We start from the raw sequence: 23,106 nt of genomic DNA on the forward strand, positions 1-23,106 counted from the left end.
ATGAACCCGGCTACCAGTGGCTAACCCGGCGGCGTCCCTCCGGGGGACGTGCGCGGGGGCGAATCGTTAACGTTGCCCTTGTTTTGTGCGCTCAGCCATGCGCTCCGAACTGGTTGGCAATCGCAATGCTGAGACGCAGCATCAGCGAATAAGCGCGCTCAATCGGGTCGATATAGTCGCGCGTGATCGCGGCATAGCCCTCGGCCTGCGCGTCCGGATAGTCGGCAGGCGCGTCCATCGCGAAGTCGGAAGGCGAGGGGAAGTGCGTGGGGAAGGCGCGGCGCATCTGGGCAAGCGCGTCTTCGATGCGGAGGCTGAATACCATTTCCAGCACGTCCTCGCGGCTGACATCGTTAGCGCGGCTGAAGACCGGGACCGACACGGCGCGAAGGAAGATGTGCTGCATAAGCGCAAGCCTCAGCGCCTGAGCTGCGCCTATCATCCGGCGCGTTTCCTCGACCGGGATCGACGGTTCGGACGGGGGAAGCTGTTCAAGCAGGCGGTGATACTTTAGCGCATCGACCCGCAGGCGCGAGGCAAGACGCCGGAACACGCCGGTGCGGTCGTCCTTGGTGAGATACTCAGCCAAAACCTCGCACGCAGCCGAAAGATGCGGCTCGGTCCCGCGATAGGGGCGGCTTGCCCAATAGGCCGAATTGAACAGCTCGCCATGCGCTGCAACGGTCTTGATGCTCGCAAGCGAGTTGGACGCGCGCGCAAGGCGGAGCAATTGCTGTCCACGCTCGCTTTCCTGCAGGAGCGCTGCGACCTCCTCATAATTGCCATCCGCCGCGCTTCCGATCCCGGCGATGATATTCACCGGGAAGCCAAGTTGCTGGAGGATCGAATTGTGCGGGATCGCGCGGATCTGGCGCAGATTCATGTCACGGTCCGCGCTAAGGTCCGACTGGCGGCGCGAAACGCGGCTGCCGGTCGAATTGAGCAGGCCGAGGCCGAAGGCGGTGACCGCGCGGCTGTAAGTCTGGCTGCGCAGGTGAGCGCGCTGATGCGCGCGGATCGCGCGGTAGAAATCGAGGCTGAGATCGGTGCGCGCGTAGAACGGATCGTCGCAGACCTCGCTCTTTTCCGGCGCATCGGTGATGATCCGCGTCAGCGTCGCGCGGGCAAGCGCGGGGTTGGCAAACAGCAGATATCCGTCGCCGCCCTGAAAGCTGACTTCGGGTTCGAGCTCAATCCCGTGACGGTGGAACCGGCTGCGCGCCCACGGGCTGAGCGGCCAGGTCAGGCGGTCGGCAAAGCCGCTGGGATGCGCGCCGCGGCCCATGCTCTCGCCATGCGTGTTGAAAATGAGCGCCGCGACGTCTTTCAGCCCGTTGCGCTCCATCGCCTGCGCGAGCCGCCCTTGAAGGCGCTCGATCGCGAGGCTTGCAGGAATTTGCCCGACGAACCGCCCGGCATCGGAAAAGCCGGTCTGGATGCAGACGCGCCCGCGGGTCCGCGCATAGTCCTTGTACTGGTCCTCTGCGCAAAGCGCTTCGAGGAACCGCCCGCCATGCTCAAGCGCGCTTTCGGTTTCGAACAAAGGCGAGACGTCGACCTTGTCCTCGATCCCGAACAGGCGGGCGAGATACAGGGCGGCAAGGATGGTTGAGGGCTGCTCGCATTCGGCGATCAGCATCCGGATCGGCGTGTCCGCGTCGATATGGCCAAGGATCTGCGCCATCGCGAGGAATTGCCGCGTCGCGGTTGAGCTTTCGATGGCGAGCGAGGCGAAATTGGTGCGCTTGGGCTCAACCTCGGAAAGCATCCGGCGAAGCGTCGCCATCGCGCCCTTGCTGGCGAGGTCGAGGCCCGATTGCTCGCCCAGATGCGTGCGGATCGCGTTGTGCAGCTGCTTGGCGTTCACGCGGAAATGGACATGCGCCATGCCAAGCCCATCGGCGCGCATCGCGGCGGCGAGGGTGAGGAGGTCGATGGCGCGCTCGGTATCGTCGCTCGACTCGGCTTCCTGTTCGAGCCTTTCGATCACGCCGCTGAGCGAGGTCAGCTTTGCCGGATCGTCGGCTGTCAGTCGGTTCGCGGCGGCGGAAAGCTTGTCCGCATCGCTCAGGTCATCGGCGAAGTCCTTCGCACCGCGCGCGGCATGCTCGGCAGCGGCGGCAAGCGTTTCGACGAGCTCGTGCCCAGCGTCGATGGCCTTCAGATCTGCCGCATACCGCTCCAGCCGCTCGGCCTTTTCCGACAGGCGAAAACGGATCGAGGTGTACCACTTGATGTCGGTGCGCCCGTCCATGTCGTATCCGACCCAGGTCGCGAAGCGGAACGGGAGTGGCTTGGAAATCTTCCATTTCGATGGCCAGCAGGCTGCTGCATGGACCAGCGCCTCGCGCACGATCTGGCTGCGCGCATCTTGCGCATTGGCGATCGCTGCCATCGCCTGTTCGTGTTCGTAATCGAGCGTCACGGCAGGGCGCGGCTCGCTGGTGGCGCAGGCATCGCATGACAGCTTTGCCCCCGTCGCGGCGGCCTCGGCGACGACCGCGGTGTGTGCAGGCGTCATCAGGAAGGTCGGGTGCGCGGTGAAGACCGCGTGCAGGCTAGGCACCTCCCATTGCGCTCGGAAGGCGTCGAAATCCTCGCCGGGGCCAAGCGCGCTTTTGAGGGCGGCGGTGTTTGCCTGCGGTTCGACCGGCGCGACCAGTCGCTCAAGCCGCTTGGCGCGGGCCTTGAGCGAAGTGCATTCCATCTCCACCACCAAGTCTTCGAGCGCGTCGAGGTCCATCACGCCGCCTTCGAGCGCGCGCGAGAGGTCGAGGCCCAGCTGGAACACCGGATTGAACAATGGCGTCTCGCGCGTGCGGGCGTGGAGTTCCTGCAGCCGCTGCGAAAGCGAGCCGAGCGTGGTCAGCGGAAGGGTCATGGCTGCGGCTCCTCAAGATGGGTCTGGGCAAATGCGGCGGCTGCACCGAGCAGGCCGGGTTGCGGGTGGGTGATGAGCTTGACGGGGAGCGTCGCCATCAGGCCAGCAAAGCGCCCCTTGGCGGTGAAGCGCGAGGCGAAGCCCGATGCGCGGATCGTCTCGCGAATGCGGTAGCCAAGGCCCCCCGCAATCACGACGCCCTTGGCGCCCTGAACCAGCGCGATATCGCCAGCAACCGATCCCAGCGCGAGGCAGAAGCGGTCGACGGCGGCGGCAGCGAGGCTGTCCGATCCGTCAGTCCCGGCGGTCCAGATTTCAACGTCGCTTAATTCGCGCACGGCTCGCCCTTCGATAGCGGCAAGCGCGTGGAAGATATCGACTATGGCAGGACCTGAGACGACGCGCTCGTCTGAAACGCGCGTGTGTCGTTTGCGCAGGCGAGCAAGGATTGCGTCTTCGATCGAGTCGAGTGGTGCAAAATCGCCATGCCCGCCCTCGGTCGCCTGCACGCGGTACGAGCCGTCGGGGCGTCGGTAGAAGTATGCAACGCCAAGCCCGGTGCCCGGTCCAAGCACGCTGATCGTGCCGGGTTCGGGGAAAGGCTCGTCCGGTCCAGCGAGGTGCAGGAATTCCTCGTCAGGCGCGCGCGCGGCGGCGTGAGCGACGGCCTCGAAATCGTTGACGATGACGTGGTTTGTACAGCCCAGCTTGCTCTCGATCAGCGGCGGGCGGATGATCCACGGATTGTTGGTAAAGCGGATGATGTCGGGCTTGATCGGTCCTGCCACCGCCATCGCAAGCTGGTCGGGGATGGTGCCGCCCATCTGGCTCGCGAAATCCTCCCACGCGGTCTGAAAGCTCGCATGGGTTTCGGTGTGGATCGTGACCGGTTCGCCTAGCGCGATCGCGCCATCGGTATGAATGGTCGCGATCGCAAAGCGGGCATGCGTGCCGCCGACATCGACGGTGACGATATCCGTGCTTCCAGCCAAGGCGTTACAGTCCCGCGCTGGCGAGCATCGCTGACGCGCCTTGCTCGGCGCCGTCGGCTTGCGCTTGCATCATGCGGTAAAGCTCACGCCCGACGCCCCATTCGGGTTCGGGATCGCGGGCCGCTTCGCGCGAATCGAAGTCGGCAGTGGTCGAAAGCTCGCCCGTCTCCGCACACACCTTCACCATGTCGCCATCGCGCAGGTAAGCGAGCGGGCCGCCGCCGACAGCCTCGGGCGTGATGTGGATCGCGGACGGCACTTTACCCGATGCGCCCGACATGCGGCCATCGGTGACGAGTGCGACCTTGAAGCCCTTGTCCTGCAACACGGCAAGCGGAGGGGTGAGCGAGTGGAGTTCGGGCATGCCATTTGCGCGCGGGCCCTGAAACCGAACGACGACCACGACATCGCGGTCAAGCTCGCCCGCCTTGAAGGCTTTCGTCACGTCATGCTGGTTCTCGAACACGCGGCAAGGCGCTTCGATGGTCCAGCGCTCTTTTGCGACCGCCGATGATTTGAAGCAGGCGCGGCCAAGATTGCCGGTCAAAAGCTTCATCCCGCCGTCGTGCTGGAAAGGCTCTGCCACCGGGCGAAGCATCGTGTCGTCGCGCGTCTCGGTGACGCGGGCCCACTGGAGTTTGTCGTCCTGCCAGACGGGTTCTTGAGTGTAGGCTTCAAAGCCCTCCTCCCACACGGTGAGGATGTCGGCGTGCGCAAGGCCTGCGCCCAGAAGCTCGCCGATCACGTAACCCATTCCGCCTGCATGGTGGAACTGGTTCACATCGCCCGAGCCATTGGGATAGACCCGCGCGACGAGCGGCACGACGCTCGAAAGCTCTGCAAGGTCGGTCCAGTCGAGGATGACCCCTGCAGCGCGCGCCATGGCGGGGATGTGGATCGCGTGATTGGTCGAACCGCCCGTTGCGAGCAAGCCGATAGCGGCGTTGATGATCGCCTTTTCATCGACCACCTGCGCCAGAGTGCGCTCTGTCGTCCCGGCAAGCTGAGCAACCCGGTGAACCGCCGCCCGGTCCAGCGCCTGGCGCAATTTCGTGCCCGGCTGGACGAAAGCCGCGCCCGGAACGTGCAGCCCCATCATCTCCATCATCATCTGGTTGGAGTTGGCGGTGCCATAGAATGTGCAGGTGCCCGGCGAGTGGTAAGAGCCAAGCTCGCTTTCGAGAAGCACGTCGCGACCCACTTCGCCGCTTGCATATTTCTGGCGGGTTTCCTGCTTCTGCTTGTTCGAAATCCCGCTCGGCATGGGGCCGGAAGGGACGAAGATGGCGGGCAGGTGGCCAAAGCGCAGCGCGCCGATCATCAGGCCGGGTACGATCTTGTCGCAGATGCCAAGATAGGCCGCGCCGTCATACATCTGGTGGCTGAGCGCAATCGCGGCGGCCATGGCGATATTGTCGCGGCTGAAGAGCGAAAGCTCCATCCCGTCCTCGCCCTGCGTGACCCCGTCGCACATGGCAGGCGTGCCGCCTGCGACCTGAGCCGTTGCGCCGACTTCGCGCGCATAGATCTTCATGCGGTCGGGATAGCGGCCATAGGGTTGGTGCGCGGACAGCATGTCATTGTAGGCCGACACGATCCCGATATTGGGACCGCGCCCTTCCTTCATCGCGTCCTGATCCTCAAGCGCGCCCGCAAAGGCGTGGGCGAGCACCGAGCACGAGACCTGCTCGCGTTCTGGGCGGCGGTCGGCCTCGCGCTTCATCAGGTCGAGATAGCGCCCGCGCGACGGCTTCGAGCGTTCGATAATCCGCTGCGTCACCCGGTGGATGGTGTCGTTGAGGTTACTCATGCCAGCTTACTCCGTCGCGTTCGGTGAGCGCGATTGCCGCGCTCGGTCCCCAACTGCCTGCGGTGTAGGTCTTTGGCGTGACGCCATTGGCTTCCCATTCGGCGCGGATCGCGTCGATCCAGTGCCACTGCGCCTCGACCTCGTCGCGGCGCACGAATAGTGTCTGATCGCCCTTGATGAGGTCAAGCAGCAGGCGCTCGTAAGCGATCCGGCGCTGCGTTTCGGCAAAGGCCGATGGCATCGCGATCTTGAGCGGCACTTCGCGCAGGCGCACTCCGTCTTCGTCGAGGCCCGGGACTTTCGCCATCAGCGAGAGCGTGATGTCCTCTTCGGGCTGGATACCGATGAGAAGGTGGTTGGGCTGAAGCCCTGCGCCCATGCTTTCGAAGATCGAGTGCGGGACGCAGCGGAACTTGACCAGGATTTCGGTCACGCGCTCGGGCAGGCGTTTGCCGGTGCGAAGGTAGAAGGGCACGCCCTTCCAGCGCCAGTTGTCGACATGCGTCTTGATCGCGGTGAAGGTTTCGGTGTTGGAGGGCTTGCCCAGTTCCTCGTCATAGCCCGGCACCGCCTGTCCGTTGACCGCACCTGCGCGGTACTGACCGGTGACGGTTTCACTGGCGACAGCCTTGCGCAGCGCGCGCAGGACCTTGACCTTTTCATCGCGCACGGCGGTCGCATCGAAGCTCGTCGGCGGCTCCATCGCGACCAGCGCGAGCAGTTGCAGCATGTGGTTCTGCACCATGTCGCGCAGCGCGCCTGCATCGTCGTAGAATGTGACGCGCCCCTCAAGGCCCACCGTTTCGGCGACGGTGATCTGCACATGCTCGATGATGTTCGAATTCCAGATCGGCTCGAACAGAATGTTGGCAAAGCGCAGCGCGAGGAGGTTCTGCACCGTCTCCTTGCCAAGGTAATGGTCGATGCGGAAAATGCGCTCTTCGGGGAACGCGCCCGCCACCGCGTCGTTGATTTCAGCGGAGCTTTCCAGATCGGTGCCTAGCGGTTTTTCAAGGCACATGCGCACCTTCTCACCCGTCAGCCCCGCATGTTGCAGCCCGGCAATCGTCGGGCCGAACAGGCTCGGCGCGGTCGAGAGGAAGATAGCAAGGCCGCCGTTCTCCTCATCACTCTGGCCGACTTCCGCGACCTTGGCGGCAAGCGCATCAAAGCCCTCGACACTCGACGCATCGAGCGGCTGGTAGCTCAGCCTGTTGAGAAACTGCGCCATGCTGCCACGGCGTTCTGCTGGCAGGAACTGCTCCAGCGCCTCACGCGCCATGTTGCGAAACTCGCCGTCGTCGATGTCGCTTCGCGCCGTGCCGATAATGGCGAGGCGTTCAGGCAGAAGTCCGTCGGCGTCGAGAGCACACAGGCTCGGCAGCAGCTTGCGCCGCGAAAGGTCGCCCGTCGCTCCGAACAAGAGCAAGCGGTCAGCAGCAAATTCAGTCATTCTGATCCCCAATATTCAAGTGGGGCGTAACGTCATGTCAGGACACCTGCAACGAAAGAATTGTTGCAGGTGCGAAAACGTAAGATTCAGTCTCCAAACGCTACGGAAACCTTGCTGTATTCGAATTGCATTGGGCCGAAGGTGGTGATGAAGGAGACGTCGGCGGCATCGCGCCCGATGCCGATTTTCACCGCGCTTGCAAGGTCGGCCATTCCGGTTGCGTCAACAAGCTGCCAGCTGCCTGCGCCTTCACCTTCACTGCCTTGCGGATCGGCGAGGAAGACCTCGGCCACGGCATGGAAATCCTGCGGCGTGACGCCGGGCGCATAGCAGGCGACATAACGTGCGGGGATGGAAGAGGCGCGGGCGAGCATCACCAGGACATGCGTGTAATCGCGGCAGATGCCGGCGCGCGCGATGAAACTGTCGCTCGCACTGGTGGACGCGTCGGAGATGCCGGGTGTGTAAGTGAAGTTCTGCTCGATCCAGTCGCGGATGGCAGCGATGCGCGCACCGCCGCTTGTCCCTGAGAATTCGGCTGAGGCGAGCGCCTGGTACTGGTCGGCCCGGCAATAACGGGAATCGAGCAGGAATTTGACCGTCTCGCCCGGCAGCATGTGAGGCGGCAGAGCGGCGAGGCTCGAAAGGTCGTGCAATCGGCGCTGGACGCGGACGTTGGCCTCATACTGCACCTCGATCCGGCCCTGTCCCTCGAGCCAGATACGTTCACCGATATCGTCCTGCGCGGCAACGCGCGCGAGGTGCTCTGTCGGCGTGATGGAAGTCGCTGTGTCGATCAACTCCTGCTCAGGCAAGGATGCCGCTTCGAACTGAAGCAGCGCCGAGGTTGGCTGGTCGAAGCAGAAGGCGAAGCGGGAGGAGACGAGAACGGACATATACTTACCTAACGCATGACAACACAGCGGTTCCGAGGCGTGCGCATTTTCCTACTCGCCGCGCGCTTGATAGGGCAGCTTGCATGGCAGTCGCGCGCCCCATTTGTTCTGGACACTTGCCTGGTGTGAAAGTGACACCTGAGCGCTCAAAGTCACACTTCACACTGCAAGGTGACACTTTTCGCATCCAAGGTGACACAAGAGCGGGTTTTGCCCCTGGACCGTGTAACATGCGGTCCACTTCTCGCCTAAACGTCTGTAATCACGCCATAAAGGTCGTGAGCATCGGCGTCTTCAACCTCGACGTCAACGATCGCGCCGGGTTCGAGCGTTTCGGGTACATTGCGCAGGTAAACCGCACCGTCGATCTCGGGCGCGTCGGCCTGGCTTCGTCCGGTTGCGCCAATGTCGCCGTCCTCATCGGGTTCGCCCACATCGTCGATGATGACGGGCAGGGTCTTGCCGACCTTGGCTGCGAGCTTGGCGGCGGAAATGCGCTCGGTCACTTCCATGAGACGGGCGTAGCGCTCTTCCTTGACCTCTTCGGGCACGGGGTTCGGCAGGTCGTTCGCCGCCGCGCCTTCTACGGGCTCGAAACGGAACGCGCCGACGCGGTCAAGCTGCGCTTCCTCGAGCCAGTCGATGAGGTACTTGAAGTCGTCTTCGGTCTCGCCGGGGAAGCCGACGACGAAGCTGGAGCGCACGGCGATCTCGGGACAGATTTCGCGCCATCCCTTGAGGCGTTCGAGCACCTTGGCCTCGTTCGCCGGACGCTTCATCGCCTTGAGCACGTTCGGGCTCGCATGCTGGAACGGGATGTCGAGATAGGGCGTCAGCAGTCCCTCGGCCATCAGCGGGATGACCTTGTCGACGTGGGGGTAGGGGTAAACGTAGTGGAGCCGCGTCCACGGAGCCTTGCCTTCAGCGGTGCGCAGTTGGCCAAGCTCACGGGCGAGGTCGGTCATGTGCGCGCGCACTTCGCGCGTGTCCTGTCCCATTGGCCACGGCCTCGCCTCGTGCCGCGTATCGACGCCGTAGGCGCTGGTGTCCTGGCTGATGACCAGCAGCTCCTTCGTGCCTGCCGCGACCAGCTTCTCCGCCTCGCGAAGCACCGCGTCGATCCGGCGACTGGCGAGCTTCCCGCGCAGCTGCGGGATGATGCAGAAGGCGCAGGAGTGATTGCAGCCCTCGGAGATCTTGAGATAGCTGTAATGGCGCGGCGTCAGTTTGACGTCTGGCTGCGGGATGAGGTCGATATACGGGCCCTGCGATGGCGGGGCGTGTTCGTGAACGGCCTCGACGACCTGCTCGTACTGGTGCGCGCCGGTGACGGCGAGAACCTGCGGGTGAGCGGCGCGGATCGCCTCGGCCTCATCGCCCATGCAGCCGGTCACGATAACGCGACCGTTCTCGGCAATGGCTTCACCGATGGCGGCAAGGCTCTCTTCCTTGGCGCTGTCGAGGAAGCCGCAGGTGTTGACCAGCACGACGTCGGCGCCCGCGTAATCGGCGCTCATCGCATAGCCGTCTGCGCGCAGGCGGGTGAGGATACGCTCGGAATCGACCAGCGCCTTGGGGCAGCCGAGCGAGACCATGCCGACGCGCTTGGCGTCCGCCAATTGACGGGGGGTCGTGGTGGCAGTTGTCATGATGGCCGCGCCCTTACACCGGATGTTGAGGAAGTGCCAGAGTGTGCAGCTTTCCTACATCGCCGCATCGCGCTACCAAGTGCACCGGGTCGATCAGGGGAGAAGAGAGATGGGCGATTTCGCATTATGGCCGGTGCTTGCGGGCGCGGCGGCGTTCTTCGTGGTCGGAGCGATCTGGTACGGGGTGCTGTTCGGCAAGGCGTGGCAGCGCGCGGCGGGCATGTCGGACGAAGACGTACAGGGCGGCAACATGGCTCTCATCTTCGGGCTGACATTCGCATTCGAGATGCTGATCGCAATGGTGCTGTGGCACCTGATCGCGCGCACTTCGCCAGAGCCACATGTGGTGATGATGATGTCGATCGGTTTCGCGGTCGGAGTGATGATCCCGGCGGTCGGGATCAACTACCTTTACCAGCGAAAGAGCGGGATGCTGTTCGCAATCGACTCAGGCCACTTCATCGCGGGCATGGCGGCGATGGGCGGGGTGTTCTTGTTGTTCTTGTAAGCCGGTGATCCTATTGGTCAGCGGTGGATCGAACCCGTCGGGGTTCGCAAGGCCGACCGGCCGCCCGCAGCGGGCGCAGCTTTGCTGCGCGTCTAGCGAGGACGCTCACCCGGATGGGTGAGCGCAAGACAACACTACTCGCCGTTGCCGTTGCCGTTGCCGTTCCCATTGCCGTTGGTCGAGGGCACGATCTCGACGATCACGTCGCCGGGCTGGAGGTTCTGGCACTCCTCCTCCCAGAAGCCGATGGCGCGGCCATTGCGATAGACGCGAAGGCCCCTGCCGCCGGTCGAAAGCTCGGTGATCGAGCAACCGCATTCCTCTTCGGTCACAACACGCTCGACAAGGTGAACGCGGCCCGAAACCGAAGCGAGGTCGGCGAGGTAGTCGGCGATATGCGGGCCGTTGGCGGAGCCTGCGAGAAGGAGACCGGTGAAGCGCACCGGGTTGATGACGTTGTTTGCACCCGCCTGCCGCGCCAGCAGTTCGTTGTCGTCGGCGCGCACCACCACGCTGATCGGCACCTTGGGAGCGAGGTGGCGAACGGTGAGCACGATGAGGATCGAGGTGTCGTCGCGGCCTGCCGAGACAAGCACGTTCTTAGCCATCGACACGCGGACGGCCTTCAGCGTCTCGTCTCGGGTTGCATCGGCGGCAATCACGTTGACGCCGAGCTTCTCGGCTTCCTTGAGACGCTCCTCGCTAGGGTCGACCACGACGATGTCGTCGGCTTTGGTTCCCCGTTCGATGAGTTCCTCGACGCTTTGCGAACCCGACACGCCATAGCCGAGGACGACCACGTGATCCGAAAGCTTCTCCTGGATACGGGCCATGCGCCACTTCTCCCAGCTGCGTTTGATGATGAAGTTGTAGGCTGTGCCCACGAAGATGAAGAACACCGCGAAACGGATCGGGGTGACGATGATCGCTTCCTTGAGCCGCGCGCTGTCCGTGACCGGGGCTATGTCGCCAAAGCCGGTGGTCGTGATCGAGATCATGGTGAAGTAGACCACATCGAGGAAGCTCACATCCCCATCGACGCTGTCGACCAGGCCGTCGCGGTCCCACCAATGGATCATGACGACGATGAAGATGAGGAACAATGCGGCGCCAAGTCGGATCGACAGGTCGCCCCAGACCGGCAGCTTGACTGCACGCCTCAGCGGCTTGAGCCGCTTTTGCACCGGATGCCTGCCCCGCTGGTTCGAGATCGTCGTCTGAGGTTCGCGCTTCGCCATGAGCCTCTTGAATCAGCCCTCGAACCGCGATGCAAGAGTGTCGAGGCTGCTGTAATGCGTCAGGTCGAGATGCAGCGGCGTGACCGAGACGAAGCCGTCGTCGATTGCCTCAAGATCGGTGCCGTGGTCGAGCGTGTGTTCGATCGGGTCGAGGCCGAACCAGTAGTACTGGAAGCCGCGCGGGTCGCGTCCTTCGACAACCGTGCCGCGGGCATAGTCGTGGAAGCCTTGACGCACGACGCGGATGCCCTTGACGTCCTCTGCGGCGAGCGGCGGGAAGTTGACGTTGATGAGCGAACGATCCGGCATCGGCGCATCGAGCAGCGGCTCGATCACACGCTTGCCCCAAGCAAGCGCAGCGCGGAAGGTGTCCTCGTCCGCTGCTCCGTTGCGGGCATAGACCTGGCTCAGCGCGATCGAGCGAATGCCCGCAAGCGCGCCTTCCATCGCTGCCGAAGCGGTGCCCGAATAGGTGATGTCATCGCCAAGGTTCGCGCCGCGATTGACGCCTGACAGGATGAGGTCGGGCGCTGCATCGACGACCTTGCGAAGACCCATGGTGACGCTGTCGGTTGGCGTGCCCGTGACCGAGAAGCGCCGCTCGCCATGCTTGCGCAGGCGCACGGGGCGCGTGAGCGTAAGCGCGTGGCCCATGCCCGATTGCTCTTCGTCAGGAGCGCAAATCCAGATGTCGTCGGTAAACTCGCGCGCGATCGCCTCAAGCACTTCGAGCCCCGGCGCGCGTATGCCATCATCGTTCGTCAGGAGGATACGCATCAGGCGGCAGGTTCCAGCTTCGTCACGCCGCCCATATAGGGAGCGAGCGCTTCGGGCACCAGCACGCTGCCATCGGCCTGTTGGTAATTCTCAATGAGCGCCACCAGCGTGCGGCCCACCGCAAGGCCGGAGCCGTTGAGAAGGTGGAAGTACTCGCTCTTCTTGGAGCCTTCCGGGCGATAGCGTGCGTTCATCCGGCGCGGCTGGTACGTGCCGCCATTGGAACACGAGCTGATCTCGCGATAAGCGCCCTGGCCCGGCAGCCACACCTCGATGTCATAGGTCTTCATCATCGCCGCGCCCATGTCACCGGAGCACAGCGCGACGACGCGGTAATGCAGACCGAGCTTTTGCAGGATGCCTTCTGCGATGGCGGTGATGCGATCGAGCTCCTCCTCGGCCTTCTCAGGCAAGGAGGCAACGATCATCTCGACCTTTTCGAACTGGTGCTGGCGAATAAACCCGCGCGTGTCGCGGCCCGCTGCGCCTGCTTCGCTGCGGAAGCAGGGCGTGAGCGCTGTCAGGCGCATCGGAAAATCGCTCTCGGCAAACAGCTGTTCGCGGAAGGAATTGCCAAGCACCATTTCGGACGTCGAAATCAGCAAACGCCCGTCGGTTGTGCGAAACAGGTCTTCGCCAAACTTGGGGAGTTGTCCCGTTCCATACCCCGCCTCTTCGTTGATCAGAAGCGGCGGGTTGCATTCGGTAAAGCCATGCTCGCGCGTGTTGTTGTCGAGCATGAATTGGCCAAGCGCCCGGTGCAGCCGCGCCATATCGCCGCGCAGGAACGTAAAGCGCGCACCGGAAATCTTGGCGGCGGTTTCGAAATCCATGCCGAGCGCAGGCGCAATGTCAGCGTGCTCTTGCGGATCGAAAACGAAGCTTGGCTTCTCACCCCATTCGCGCAGGTAGACGTTGTCGTCCTCATCCTCGCCATCGGGAACCGACGGGTCGAGAAGGTTCGGCAAAGCGAGCATCATGTCATCGAGCCGCTTTGCGACCTCGCGCTCGCTCTCCTCGAGTGCGGGCATGTCGGCCTTGATCTGCGCAACTTCGGCCTTCAGCGCTTCGGCAGCGTCCTTGTCGCCTTTGCCCATCGCCGCGCCAATGGCTTTCGAGGCTTCGTTGCGGCGGCTCTGCGCCTCTTGGAGCTTCGTCGTGAGCGCGCGGCGTTCCTCGTCGAGTGCGAGAATTTGCGCTGCAACCGGCTCAAGCCCGCGCCGCGCCATGACGGCGTCGAACTCGTGCGGATTGTCCCTGATCATACGGATATCGTGCATGGGCGCCAGCCTATGCCTTGTCGCCCTCGCGATGAAAAGGGCGAGTTTACCGCAATCGCAAAACGGTCCGCCGAACCGCTTGAAAGCAAAACGGAACCTTCGCGCTGCGTCGCCATTAATGAGGGGTAAGGAGAACTCACATGCTTAGGAACGTCATCGGAGCCCTCGTCGGCTCGCAAGTCACCAAACAAGTCCCCATCGCAGGCGGAACCGCAGGCGCGCTGCTGGGTAGCGCAATCCCGTTTGCGCTGAAGCGGATGAGCCTGCCTACAATGCTGGCTGTCGGCGCAGGCGGCTACTTCTTGAAGAAGTACCGCGACGACAAACGCGCTCGCGAAAGCGAAGTGCAGATTGCAGGCACAAGCATCGACGGCGAGAGCATGGATGCACTGCCCGAGACCAAGCCCGCCCGGAAAACGAAGAGCAAGGCGAAGAGCACCTCGCGCAGCCGCAAGGCCGACATGGCCGGTTCACCGCCCGCACCGTTGGTGAATGGTGGCGGTATCGGGATGCCGACTGTCCCGACCAACTAATCCCGACCAAAAACCGAATGCAGTAGCGCGAGCCGGTCCCCGCCCGGCTCGCGCTTTGTGTATCTGTGGCCGAAGCTCAGGGCAGGTCGAGCTGCACCCGCGATGCGAGCGCGGAGACCTGACCGGCAGGCGCGGGTTCGCCTTTGGGAAACGGCCCGTCCTCCCGCCACAGGCCCAGCATCTGGTCAAGCGTCTCGCGCACCGAAGCAGCACCCGGCGCATCGAGATCGTCGGCGATGCGGCGCGCGACCGTGACGAAGCCCCATGCATCCTGATATTCGGCCGGGTCGGTGATCGCTCCGTCAGTCACTGCGATTGCGTATTCCTCGCTCGCGGTATCCATGAGAAAACGGATCTGCGCTGCCGGATCGCCCCCGGCAGCTTCGCGCATGGTTTCAAGATTGGCTTCGGCAGCGGCGAGCTGCGGTTCGACTTCGGAAGCGGGACGGCCCGCTTCGAGCGCTGCCGACACCTCCTCGAAGGGCGCAGGATCGAAGCCCAGCGCATCCAGACCCGCTCTCTCATCGGCATGTGTTTCTGACACGGGGTGCAGAAGGTGAGGCGCAGCCGCTTCGTTCTCACCAGCGCGATAGAGCGCAAGGCCTGCCTCGACATGGCCTGCCATGAATACGAGTCGTTGCTCTACGGGCAAAGCGCCGGCTTCGCCGCCCTCTCCACCTTCGCCTCCTTCACCGGCCTCGCCGCCTTCGCCTGCACTACCAGCCTCTCCAACCTGTGCTGCTTCGCCGCCTTCGCCAGCCTCACCGCCGCATCCGGCAAGCCCTGCGCCGACCAAAACGGTCGCAAGGCCAAGCGCGCCCCAGGTCTTCATCTCGACTTTCATTGAACCTTCTCCGACTCTATCGCATGGTCTGGTCATGCCATAATCGTGGAGGGGGCAAGTGCAAATCATCATTGGACGGCTGCCATGATCCTCAGCATCGCTGCGATCACTGACGAGGTGAAACTCGCTGAAATTGACGGCAAGCTCGGCGCGCTTACATGGCAGGATGGCCGCGCAACCGCAGGTGCGGTGGCGCGCGAGGTGAAGCGCAATTCGCAGGCTGTCATGAGCGACACTGCGTGGCGCGATCTCAGCGCGTTGCTGGGGCCAACGATCGCGGAGAACGCGGTCGTAAAGGCAGCGGCAAGACCCCGTCGCATTTCGAATCCGATGGTGAGCAAGACCGAGGATGGCGGGCACTATGGCGCGCATGTCGACAATGCAATCATGGGCACCGGCAACGCCCGAATGCGCACCGACATCTCGTTCACGCTCTTCCTAAGCGATCCGGAAAGCTACGAGGGCGGCGAACTGGTCATCCACACCGCAGGGATGACTCAGTCGATAAAGGGCAAGCCGGGTGAGCTGATCCTCTATCCCTCAACCAGCATCCACGAAGTGCGACCCGTCACCAGCGGCACCCGGATCGTGGCTGTCGGTTGGATCGAAAGCACGATCCGCGACGATCATCAGCGCGAAATGCTGTTCGATCTGGAAAACCTTCGCACCACATTGCGACAAAAACTGCCGGGCGGATCGGCGGAACTGCTCACGATCGACAAGACGATCGCGAACCTGCTCAGGATGTGGGGGCAGGTTTAGCGCTGGCTGGCCTTGCGTGAGGACGCTTGGTCTTCAAGGTAAACCAGATGATGAGGCTGACACCCACGATGCTGGGGCCGGCCCAGATCAGCGGGTTAAAGACGTGTTCGGGAACCCAGCGGATCAGTCCAACCGACATGAAGGCGGTGTAGGCCGAGATACCCATGCCGATGAGTGCGCGAAAATGCTCGCCGACGTAGGACTTGGGTGAAGGCACTTCACTGCGCCAGATGAATAGCTGTTGCAGGCTCATCGCGATTATGCCGAGCAGTGCGACCGCCATCATCAGCACCTCTGCGATGCGCGCGCCATAGATGCCGCATTGCAGTGCCGAAAGGATCACTGCCGCGATCACAACTTGGTAGCGGAAGCGCCTCAGCTGCGTGCGATCACGGCCATGCTTCACGACAGCGAGCCCGTAATCGGCGAACCCGATGGTAAGCAGGCCGAGATAGAGCATCATCCAGCCGAACAACCCGTCAAACAGAACCCGGTCGGTGACCGACGGGATGCGCTCTTCAGGGCCGTAGAGCGAGAGCAGCGCCATGGCGACGGCAAGCGCGCCTGCGCCCATGAAACCGTAGCAGGCGATGCGCCCCCAGCGTCTGTGGTTCATCGCGCCCTTGCGAGTCGCGATCGGTACCCAGAACGCGATGAGCCCGGTCGCTCCGGTGATCACGTGCAGGACGACGAGGATCTCGAACAGGTGCATACACCCGACATGTACAGTTTTCTGGACACTATTCGAAGCGATTTATGACCGGGCCCTACACCTCGCGCCAACTGGTCTTTGCATTGAGGTAGTCCGAACGCACGATGATGTTGCCGATCTGACGTTCGCGAATGCCTTCGGGCATTTGTTGCACAGGCAGCTTCGCATCGCGGGCTGCACGTTCAAGGACGCTCGCAAATCCGCTGCGATCGGGCCAGGTGGTGCATAGGCGAACCTTGCCATGCTTCCAGCAAAGGACCTGGTCCTTCTCGCCTTCCATCTCGGCCTCGGCCTCGCCCGAATAGTAATCGTACCACCCGCCTGTGACGCCATGCGATCCGCGCTCGTCGAGTTTGTCGGGCAGGCTCTCGCTCAGCGTGATCGTGCCACCGACCAGCGGCTCCAGCTTTCCCGGCGCGAGGTTTGGCGGGATGCCGAAGTCGTCGTCTCGGCTGCCGGTGCGCGGACCGATCACGATCTCGCCGTCATACTCTTCCAGCGCCGCGACCAGAGCGTCGGGAACAATCGGAAGGCAGGGAATGACGACCATGGGATAGTCAGAAAGATCAGCATTCGGCGAGATGATGTCGATGTTGAGCCCGAGCCTGCGCAGCGCCGTGTAGCAGGCGAACGCCGCCCAAAGCGCTGAACGCCCCAGACCCTGCGGCTGGATTTGCGTGATCCATTCTGCATCGTAGGCGAAGACGATTGCCGCGTGCTTCGGCGTCGCTTGTTTGTCGAGGCCCTGAAATTCGGAGAGCGCTTCAGCGGCCTCGCGCGCTTCGGCCAGTGCCGGGGCAGGCTCGCCATCGGGACGAAGAAGCCCCGCATGCATTTGCTCCTGCGCCCTTGGGAATTGCCGCCAGCGGAAATAACTCACCATCTCCGCCCCGTGCGCGAAGGCCTCCATCGTCCATAGCTTGACCATGCCGGGCAAAGGCGCGGGATTGTAGTGCGCCCAATTCACTGGCCCCGGCTGCTGTTCCAGCACGCTCCAGCGCCCGTCGATCGCCGCTCCGCGATACAGGTCGTGATGAAATGCGGCGATGTCCGGGTGGCCCTGACGCGCGTAGGTTCGCTTGTCTTCCTCGCAGAAGCGGAACATTTCGAGGAAGCCGAGCGGGTAGCTGTCCCACCCCAGCACGTCGATATCGGCGGCAAGGTCGTGGTGATCGTAGCCGGTGTAGAATCCCATCGCGTTATGCGTGATATCGCGCCCCGGCGAGCACTCGCGCAGGATATCAACCTGTGCGCGATTGAAGGCGATCACCTGGTCGGACGAAAAGCGGCGGAAGGCCAGCCAATGCGCAGGGTTGGCTTCCGTCACGGTGAGGTTGGGCAGTTCGATCTCTTCGAAGCTGCGATACTCCATGCTCCAGAAGACATTGCCCCAGGCCGCATTGAGCGCCTCGATGCTTCCATAGCGATCCGCCAGCCAGACGCGGAACGCATCGCGGGCTGCTGGCGAGAAGGTCTGCACTGTATCGTGGCAGCCATATTCGTTGTCGGTCTGCCACGCGACGATGCCGGGATGCTTGCCATATCGCTCCGCCACAGCGCGCGTGATGCGAGCAGCCTCGGCCCGGTATCCGGCATGGCTGAAGCAATAGTGCCGCCGCGAGCCAAACCCGCGTGGCTTGCCCTCGAGGTCTAGCGCCACCATGTCGGGTATCTGGTCGACCACCCATTTCGGAGGCGTTGCGGTGGGTGTGCCCATGATGATGCCGAGGCCCGCTTCGTGCAGGGTTTCGACCGCGCGGTCGAGCCAGTCCCAGTCGAAGCGCCCCGGCTCAGGCTCGATCCGGCTCCACGCAAATTCGCCGATGCGAACGCGGGTAAGACCAGTTTCGCGCATCTGGGCCGCGTCGAGCGCCCATCGTTCTTCCGGCCAGTGCTCGGGATAGTAGCAAACGCCAAGATCCATGGTTCAGCGCTGGCCCAGCTTGCGAAGGTGGTAGTCGTGATCGCCAAAAATCGCATCATAAGCGAGCAGGCGCTTGTGGTAGTGCCCGACGTTCAACTCATCGGTGAGGCCAAGGCCGCCATGCACCTGGATCGCCGACTCTCCGATTTCGCGCCCCAGTTTGCCCAATTGGCCCTTCAGCACATGGATATCGCGAGCCGTGGCAGCGCCCGAATTGGCGAGCGCAGTCGTATAGGTCAGCGTGGACATCGCCTTGGCGTAGGCGATCTTCATGTCGGCAAGCCGGTGCGCGATCGCCTGGAACATGGCAATCGGCTGGCCGAATTGCTTGCGCGTCATCGCGTAATCTGCGGTGATTTCGAGCAAGGCGCCCATAGCGCCAAGCGCTTCGGCAGAAAGGACGATGATCGCCTGCGCGACGATGCGCTCGAGCGTGTCGGTAGCATCCTCGATCAGGACTGCATCCTTGCCGATCTGGACATCGTCGAAGCGGATGTTGGCTGCACTGCGCCCGTCTATGGTGGTGTAGGGTGATATCGAAAGGCCGTCCGCATTCGCATCGACAAGGAACAGTGCGAGCTTGCCGGAGGCTTCATGTTTCGCGGCAACGACAAGCACGTCTGCATCGCCGCCTGCGATAACGATCCGCTTTTCGCCGGACAGCGCGAAACCATCAGTGTCAACGCCAGCGCTCGTCGCAATCATGCCGGGTGATGCGGTGCCGTTGCCTTCCTCGTACGCGAACGCTGCGATGGCTTCGCCGCTCACGATCCTCTCGATCCATTCCGCCGCCTTGGGATTCGCACTCGACGCAAGCGCAGCGCCGGAAAGCATGATTGCGAAGGCATAAGGTTCGACGACGAGGTGTTTGCCGAAGCTCCTCGTGAACGCGACGAGATCGCTGATCGAGCCTCCAAGCCCGCCGTGCTCCTCGCTGAAGGGGAGGGCGAGCAAGCCAAGCTCGGCAAACTGCCCCCAAACATCTGCCGACCAAGGCGCATCGGATGCGACGAGCGCTTTGCGCGTATCGAAATCATAGTTCTTCTCAAGATAACGCGCGACGCTGTCGGTGAGCATGACCTGTTCTTGCGAATAGCTGAAATCCATCGGCTCAGGCTCCCGCCGCAAGGCTGCGCGCGATCAGGTCGCGTTGGACCTCGTTCGATCCCGCATAGATCGTGGTCGCCCGGCTGTTGAGGTAGAGCGGCATGGTGATGAGGTCGAATTCGCTCCCCTGCGGCTCGACGTTCGATCCCACACGTAAAGCTTCCAACTGGCGGGCGAGGCCGCCCACGCCCGATACCCTGCTCATCATAACGCTGGCGCGTTGGATAAGTTCGGAATTGATCGTCTTGTTCATGGAAGGGAATGCCGGGTCGCGCGCGATCTCGTGGCCGCTGATCGCCAGCTTTTCGAGATGGCTGAGCGAGATGACATCGGCCTCCAGCTCTCCAAAATCGCGCTGGAACACCGGGTCGTCGGCCAGCATCCCGCCAAATGGCGAGGGCGTTTGTCCAGCGGCTTCGCGCGCGCGCTCAAGATAGCGCATCAGGGTCGGGCTCGCCGCATTGCCGCCACCGCGCTCGTGCTTCAGCAAGTGTTTGGCGACGCTCCAGCCTTGGTTCTCCTCGCCCACGCGGCCTGATTGCGGAACGCGGACATTGTCGAAGAAGACCTCGCATTGTTCGGGAAAGCCATCGAGGCCGTAGATCGGGCGCACTTCCATGCCGGGATAGTCCATTCGGTCGAGCAGCAGGAAGGTGATGCCAGCCTGTTTCTTGCCGTCGGTGCTGGTCCGCACGAGCATGAACATGCGGTTCGCGTGGTGCGCGTAGGTCGTCCAGATCTTCGAGCCGTTGATGATGTAATCGTCGCCATCCGCCTCCGCGCGGCAACTGAGGGAAGCGAGATCCGACCCCGATCCCGGTTCGGAATAGCCTTGTGCCCAGAAATCTTCGCCTTTCAGGATCGGCGGCAGGTATTTCGCTTTCTGCTCCTCGGTCCCAAGATCGATCAGAAGCGGTCCCACCATGCCAAGGCTCTGCGGCAGGAGCGGGGGCAGGTCGGCCTTTCGGTACTCCTCTGCGAAGATGAAGCGTTGTTCGACGCTCCATCCTGTCCCGCCATATTCCTTGGGCCAATGCGGCGCAGCCCAACCCTTTTGGTACAGGATCTGATGCCAGGCCATGCACTGATCGAAGGGTGCAAAAACGCTTGTCGTCTTCCGGCCCGCCTCGCGAATGGCGGGTGTCGGCGCGGTGGCAAAGAACTCCGCGACCTCGCGCCGGAAGGCTTCGAGCTCTGGCGAAAACTCGACATTCATCAGGTGTCTCTCTCGTCTCAGTTTGAGCTTCTTACCATGAACGAAGGGCGCGCTTAGGCAAGTCCAAAGCGTATGTTGGCTTGTCGGTGTAATGCAGCGTTCGAATATCGCGGAGGCATCGCCGCCCGGATTGAACCAGCCTTTTGTCGCGCATTCATTGAGCGGGTCCTCCGCTTCTTTTCGCACGTAATATTGTCCCGTTCTGGGCCTTTAGTGCCCGTCCGGCCGTGTTGACTCGCTGTTTTGATCGTTTACGTCGGTTTGAGCGACGCGTTTCGGGGGGAATTATGGCGTCAAACCGGGTGTCAGTCTTGTCAATTCTAGGGGCCTTAGCGCTTGGCCTTGTACCTGCGCTGGCTGCAGCGCAGGCTGGCGGTACACCTGTGCGCGAAGGTGATGCTGGAACACGAGAGCAGGGCGCCCGGGTCGTGCAGCCCTCCGCAGCCGATATCGGCATCACGGCAATGATGCAGATGCTGCGCGATGAAGGCATCGATATCGATGCTCGCATGGCCCGCGCCCGCACCGATTGCCGCGCAAGGATTACAGGTCAGGCGACGGACGAAAGCGCTGAAAAGATCGAGCGCGACATCCAGCAATGCATCGTCGGGGAAGAGGGCATAGTCTACGCCCGAGCCATCAACGAAATGAACGCGAACCGCGTCAACACGTTCAATGACGCGATGTCGGAATACAACGCTCAAGTCGCAGAAGCCGAACGCAAGGAGCGCGAGTACGAGCGCGAGCTACAGGGTCATAGCGCCGAAGTCGCTGAGATCGAGCGCCAGCAGCAGCAGTATGAGCGCGACATGGCAGCGCACAGGCAGTTGCTTGCGCAGCGGGGACTGCCGGTTTCAGGCGAGGCTCAATCGTCTGCGCAGGTGGCGCAATCCTCACAGCCACAAGGGCAAACGCCGGTCTCCGAACCGGCACAGCCCACCGAGCAAGCTGTATTGGCTCAAAGTACACCGGCCGAGCGAAGCACGTCTTCTGCTGGTCGAATGCCTCAGGCTCAAGGATCTGCGCCAGTCCAGTCGCGGCCCCCCGTGCGCATGGCAAGAGCCGATCCGCCGCCTCCGGCTGCGTCACAGCAAGTGCCTCGGGAGACCGCGCCTGAGCGCGTAATCTCCAATCAGTCGACGCCATCAAAGAAAGCCCAGATCGCGGGCAACAGGGCAAGCGCTTCGCGCGGATCGCCCACCGTTCCCGGCCGCGGCAGGATGCTTTCTCAGGGGCCGGGCGCATCCACCCAAGAGGAGATCGAGCTTGCGATCATGGAAGCGAGCGGCCCGCGGATCGCGCTCGTCATTGGCAATGAGCAATATGCAGGCTCCATGGGAGCGCTTTCCAATCCCGTGAACGATGCGGTGCTGATCGGAGCCACGCTTCGCAGCCTGGGTTTCGATGTCGAGATACTCACCGACGCAACGCAAAGGCAGATGAAAGAAGCCGTCCGCCGCCTGGGTGATCGCCTGCTTGCGGCTGGTGAGAACGCAACGGGCCTGTTCTATTATGCAGGACACGGGGTGCAATCCAAGGGCGCGAACTTCCTCATCCCTGTCGGCTCGGTCGTCGATTCCGAAAGCGATCTTGAGCTCGAAGCGGTGTCAGCCGATGCGATCCTTGCGCAGATGGAAGAGGCTTACATCTCAACCCGCATCGTGATCCTGGATGCCTGCCGCAACATGCCGTTGCGCCGCCGCACTAGGAATGGCCTGCGGGGGCTGGCGCGCATGGAAACGCCCAATGGCAGCTTCGTTGCCTATTCCACCTCGCCGGGAAGCACGGCGGCAGACGGTGGAGGCATTCACAGCCCCTTTGCAGAGGCTCTCGCGACCCAGATGCTGGTCCCTGACAGGCCAATCGAGGTCACATTTCGGGAGGTCAGGCGACAGGTCGTCGAGATGACCAGCGGGGACCAGGTGCCGTGGGATTCGTCTTCGCTGCTCGAAACCTTCAGCTTTTCCGAAAGCCGCTGACACGGCCCAGTATTGATCTTCCGACTATCCTGGTGCCAACAGGCGCAATGCAACCTTACACCCGCGCAATCATAGCCGCATCCACCTTCGCCGCGATCACCGGCAAGACGGTTGCCGGCATCTACGATCACACTTCGCGCCGTAATCTCAAGATCGCAGCAGAATGCCGAGGCAATCGGCTGCAAGGCTTCGATGGCGAGCGAGGCGTAAGGTTCGGCGGGACGCTCCCCGAATTGTACGATGAGGGCGAGAAGACCCACGTTTCATTCGAGATCGTCGGCGACAAGGCAAAGGGTCACGATCGAGCGAGCGCGAGCGACTATTCCGCTCATGTCGAGGACGGCCTGGTACAGCTATACGACTACGCCGCGGGCGCTTGGTTCGCTTACGATATCCAAGGACCGAACACCGGCGAAACCTATCACCGCGATACTGAAGCAGGGCGTTAGCGCTCGTTGAGGAGTGGTGGGCGCGGCAAGGATTGAACTTGCGACCCCACCCGTGTGAAGGGTGTGCTCTACCACTGAGCTACGCGCCCGTCCGTG

The 23,106-nt window shown here is 62.8% G+C and carries 19 protein-coding genes and 1 tRNA gene; 5 read left to right on the top strand and 15 right to left on the bottom strand.

All coding sequences use genetic code 11. From position 1 onward, the window contains the following. Window positions 1-91: 91 nt before the first annotated feature. The 6 genes from NAP1_RS00090 to rimO form a co-directional block, all read right to left on the bottom strand. The gene (locus NAP1_RS00090; RefSeq protein ID WP_007163156.1) at window positions 92-2,881 is read right to left on the bottom strand and encodes a phosphoenolpyruvate carboxylase; all 2,790 of its coding nucleotides are present in this window, start codon (window positions 2,879-2,881) and stop codon (window positions 92-94) included. Then, complete coding sequence (locus NAP1_RS00095; RefSeq protein WP_007163157.1) at window positions 2,878-3,873, bottom strand: glucokinase; 996 nt, start codon at window positions 3,871-3,873, stop codon at window positions 2,878-2,880. Before NAP1_RS00095 ends, NAP1_RS00090 begins: the two co-directional genes overlap by 4 nt. Window positions 3,874-3,877: 4 nt before the next feature. Next, the gene (gene edd / locus NAP1_RS00100) at window positions 3,878-5,683 is read right to left on the bottom strand and encodes a phosphogluconate dehydratase (protein WP_007163158.1); all 1,806 of its coding nucleotides are present in this window, start codon (window positions 5,681-5,683) and stop codon (window positions 3,878-3,880) included. Continuing rightward, window positions 5,676-7,136 carry a glucose-6-phosphate dehydrogenase gene (zwf, locus tag NAP1_RS00105; protein WP_007163159.1) on the bottom strand — a complete coding sequence of 487 codons (1,461 nt, stop codon included), beginning with the start codon at window positions 7,134-7,136 and terminating at the stop codon, window positions 5,676-5,678. The genes edd and zwf overlap by 8 nt, the downstream gene beginning before the upstream one ends. An 86-nt stretch (window positions 7,137-7,222) precedes the next feature. Then, entirely contained in the window at window positions 7,223-8,032 is an 810-nt protein-coding gene (locus tag NAP1_RS00110) for a transglutaminase family protein (protein ID WP_007163160.1), read from the bottom strand. Window positions 8,033-8,280: 248 nt separating this feature from the next. Further along, window positions 8,281-9,681: a 30S ribosomal protein S12 methylthiotransferase RimO gene (gene rimO / locus NAP1_RS00115; protein ID WP_050750392.1), complete on the bottom strand. Its 1,401-nt coding sequence runs from the start codon at window positions 9,679-9,681 to the stop codon at window positions 8,281-8,283. 109 nt (window positions 9,682-9,790) lie between these two features. Here rimO and NAP1_RS00120 point away from each other — a divergent pair, with 109 nt between their 5' ends. Beyond that, window positions 9,791-10,189 (top strand): DUF1761 domain-containing protein, encoded by a 399-nt coding sequence (locus NAP1_RS00120; protein ID WP_007163162.1) that lies wholly within the window; start codon window positions 9,791-9,793, stop codon window positions 10,187-10,189. Between the two features lie 134 nt (window positions 10,190-10,323). Here the strand turns inward: NAP1_RS00120 and NAP1_RS00125 are convergent, their stop codons facing one another. From NAP1_RS00125 to serS, 3 genes are read right to left on the bottom strand one after another with little or no spacing between them, the layout of a single operon-like run. Then, window positions 10,324-11,427: a TrkA family potassium uptake protein gene (locus tag NAP1_RS00125; RefSeq protein WP_007163163.1), complete on the bottom strand. Its 1,104-nt coding sequence runs from the start codon at window positions 11,425-11,427 to the stop codon at window positions 10,324-10,326. Between the two features lie 12 nt (window positions 11,428-11,439). Continuing rightward, the gene (gene surE, locus NAP1_RS00130) at window positions 11,440-12,204 is read right to left on the bottom strand and encodes a 5'/3'-nucleotidase SurE (protein WP_007163164.1); all 765 of its coding nucleotides are present in this window, start codon (window positions 12,202-12,204) and stop codon (window positions 11,440-11,442) included. Next, a complete protein-coding gene (gene serS / locus NAP1_RS00135; protein ID WP_007163165.1) occupies window positions 12,204-13,484 on the bottom strand; it encodes a serine--tRNA ligase in 1,281 nt (426 codons plus the stop codon). Before serS ends, surE begins: the two co-directional genes overlap by 1 nt. A gap of 140 nt (window positions 13,485-13,624) precedes the next feature. On the opposite strand from serS, the gene NAP1_RS15715 reads away from it, so the two are divergent. Beyond that, window positions 13,625-14,017 carry a hypothetical protein gene (locus NAP1_RS15715; RefSeq protein ID WP_007163166.1) on the top strand — a complete coding sequence of 131 codons (393 nt, stop codon included), beginning with the start codon at window positions 13,625-13,627 and terminating at the stop codon, window positions 14,015-14,017. Between the two features lie 76 nt (window positions 14,018-14,093). On the opposite strand, the gene NAP1_RS00145 is transcribed toward NAP1_RS15715, so the two are convergent. Further along, a complete protein-coding gene (locus tag NAP1_RS00145) occupies window positions 14,094-14,861 on the bottom strand; it encodes a hypothetical protein (RefSeq protein ID WP_007163167.1) in 768 nt (255 codons plus the stop codon). 84 nt (window positions 14,862-14,945) lie between these two features. On the opposite strand from NAP1_RS00145, the gene NAP1_RS00150 reads away from it, so the two are divergent. Beyond that, window positions 14,946-15,623, top strand: a complete 678-nt coding sequence (locus tag NAP1_RS00150) for a Fe2+-dependent dioxygenase (protein WP_007163168.1) — start codon at window positions 14,946-14,948, stop codon at window positions 15,621-15,623. On the opposite strand, the gene NAP1_RS00155 is transcribed toward NAP1_RS00150, so the two are convergent. Genes NAP1_RS00155 through NAP1_RS00170 form a run of 4 tightly spaced genes read right to left on the bottom strand, consistent with a single transcriptional unit; the run spans window position 15,601 to window position 20,582 of the window. Further along, window positions 15,601-16,335, bottom strand: a complete 735-nt coding sequence (locus tag NAP1_RS00155; protein ID WP_007163169.1) for a hypothetical protein — start codon at window positions 16,333-16,335, stop codon at window positions 15,601-15,603. The two genes, NAP1_RS00150 and NAP1_RS00155, sit on opposite strands and share 23 nt — an antisense overlap. Before the next feature lie 55 nt (window positions 16,336-16,390). Continuing rightward, window positions 16,391-18,259, bottom strand: a complete 1,869-nt coding sequence (locus NAP1_RS00160) for a beta-galactosidase (protein WP_007163170.1) — start codon at window positions 18,257-18,259, stop codon at window positions 16,391-16,393. Between the two features lie 3 nt (window positions 18,260-18,262). Further along, window positions 18,263-19,366 (bottom strand): acyl-CoA dehydrogenase family protein, encoded by a 1,104-nt coding sequence (locus NAP1_RS00165; RefSeq protein ID WP_007163171.1) that lies wholly within the window; start codon window positions 19,364-19,366, stop codon window positions 18,263-18,265. 4 nt (window positions 19,367-19,370) lie between these two features. After that, complete coding sequence (locus tag NAP1_RS00170; protein WP_007163172.1) at window positions 19,371-20,582, bottom strand: acyl-CoA dehydrogenase family protein; 1,212 nt, start codon at window positions 20,580-20,582, stop codon at window positions 19,371-19,373. Window positions 20,583-21,010: 428 nt separating this feature from the next. Here NAP1_RS00170 and NAP1_RS15720 point away from each other — a divergent pair, with 428 nt between their 5' ends. After that, on the top strand, window positions 21,011-22,561 hold the full coding sequence (locus NAP1_RS15720; RefSeq protein ID WP_162013453.1) for a caspase family protein: 1,551 nt from the start codon (window positions 21,011-21,013) through the stop codon (window positions 22,559-22,561). Window positions 22,562-22,608: 47 nt separating this feature from the next. After that, window positions 22,609-23,010, top strand: a complete 402-nt coding sequence (locus NAP1_RS00180; RefSeq protein WP_007163174.1) for a hypothetical protein — start codon at window positions 22,609-22,611, stop codon at window positions 23,008-23,010. Between the two features lie 14 nt (window positions 23,011-23,024). Here the strand turns inward: NAP1_RS00180 and NAP1_RS00185 are convergent. Beyond that, window positions 23,025-23,099: transfer RNA gene (locus NAP1_RS00185), tRNA-Val, on the bottom strand. Window positions 23,100-23,106: the final 7 nt, after the last annotated feature.

This window comes from Erythrobacter sp. NAP1 (genome assembly GCF_000152865.1).
Lineage (GTDB): Bacteria > Pseudomonadota > Alphaproteobacteria > Sphingomonadales > Sphingomonadaceae > Erythrobacter.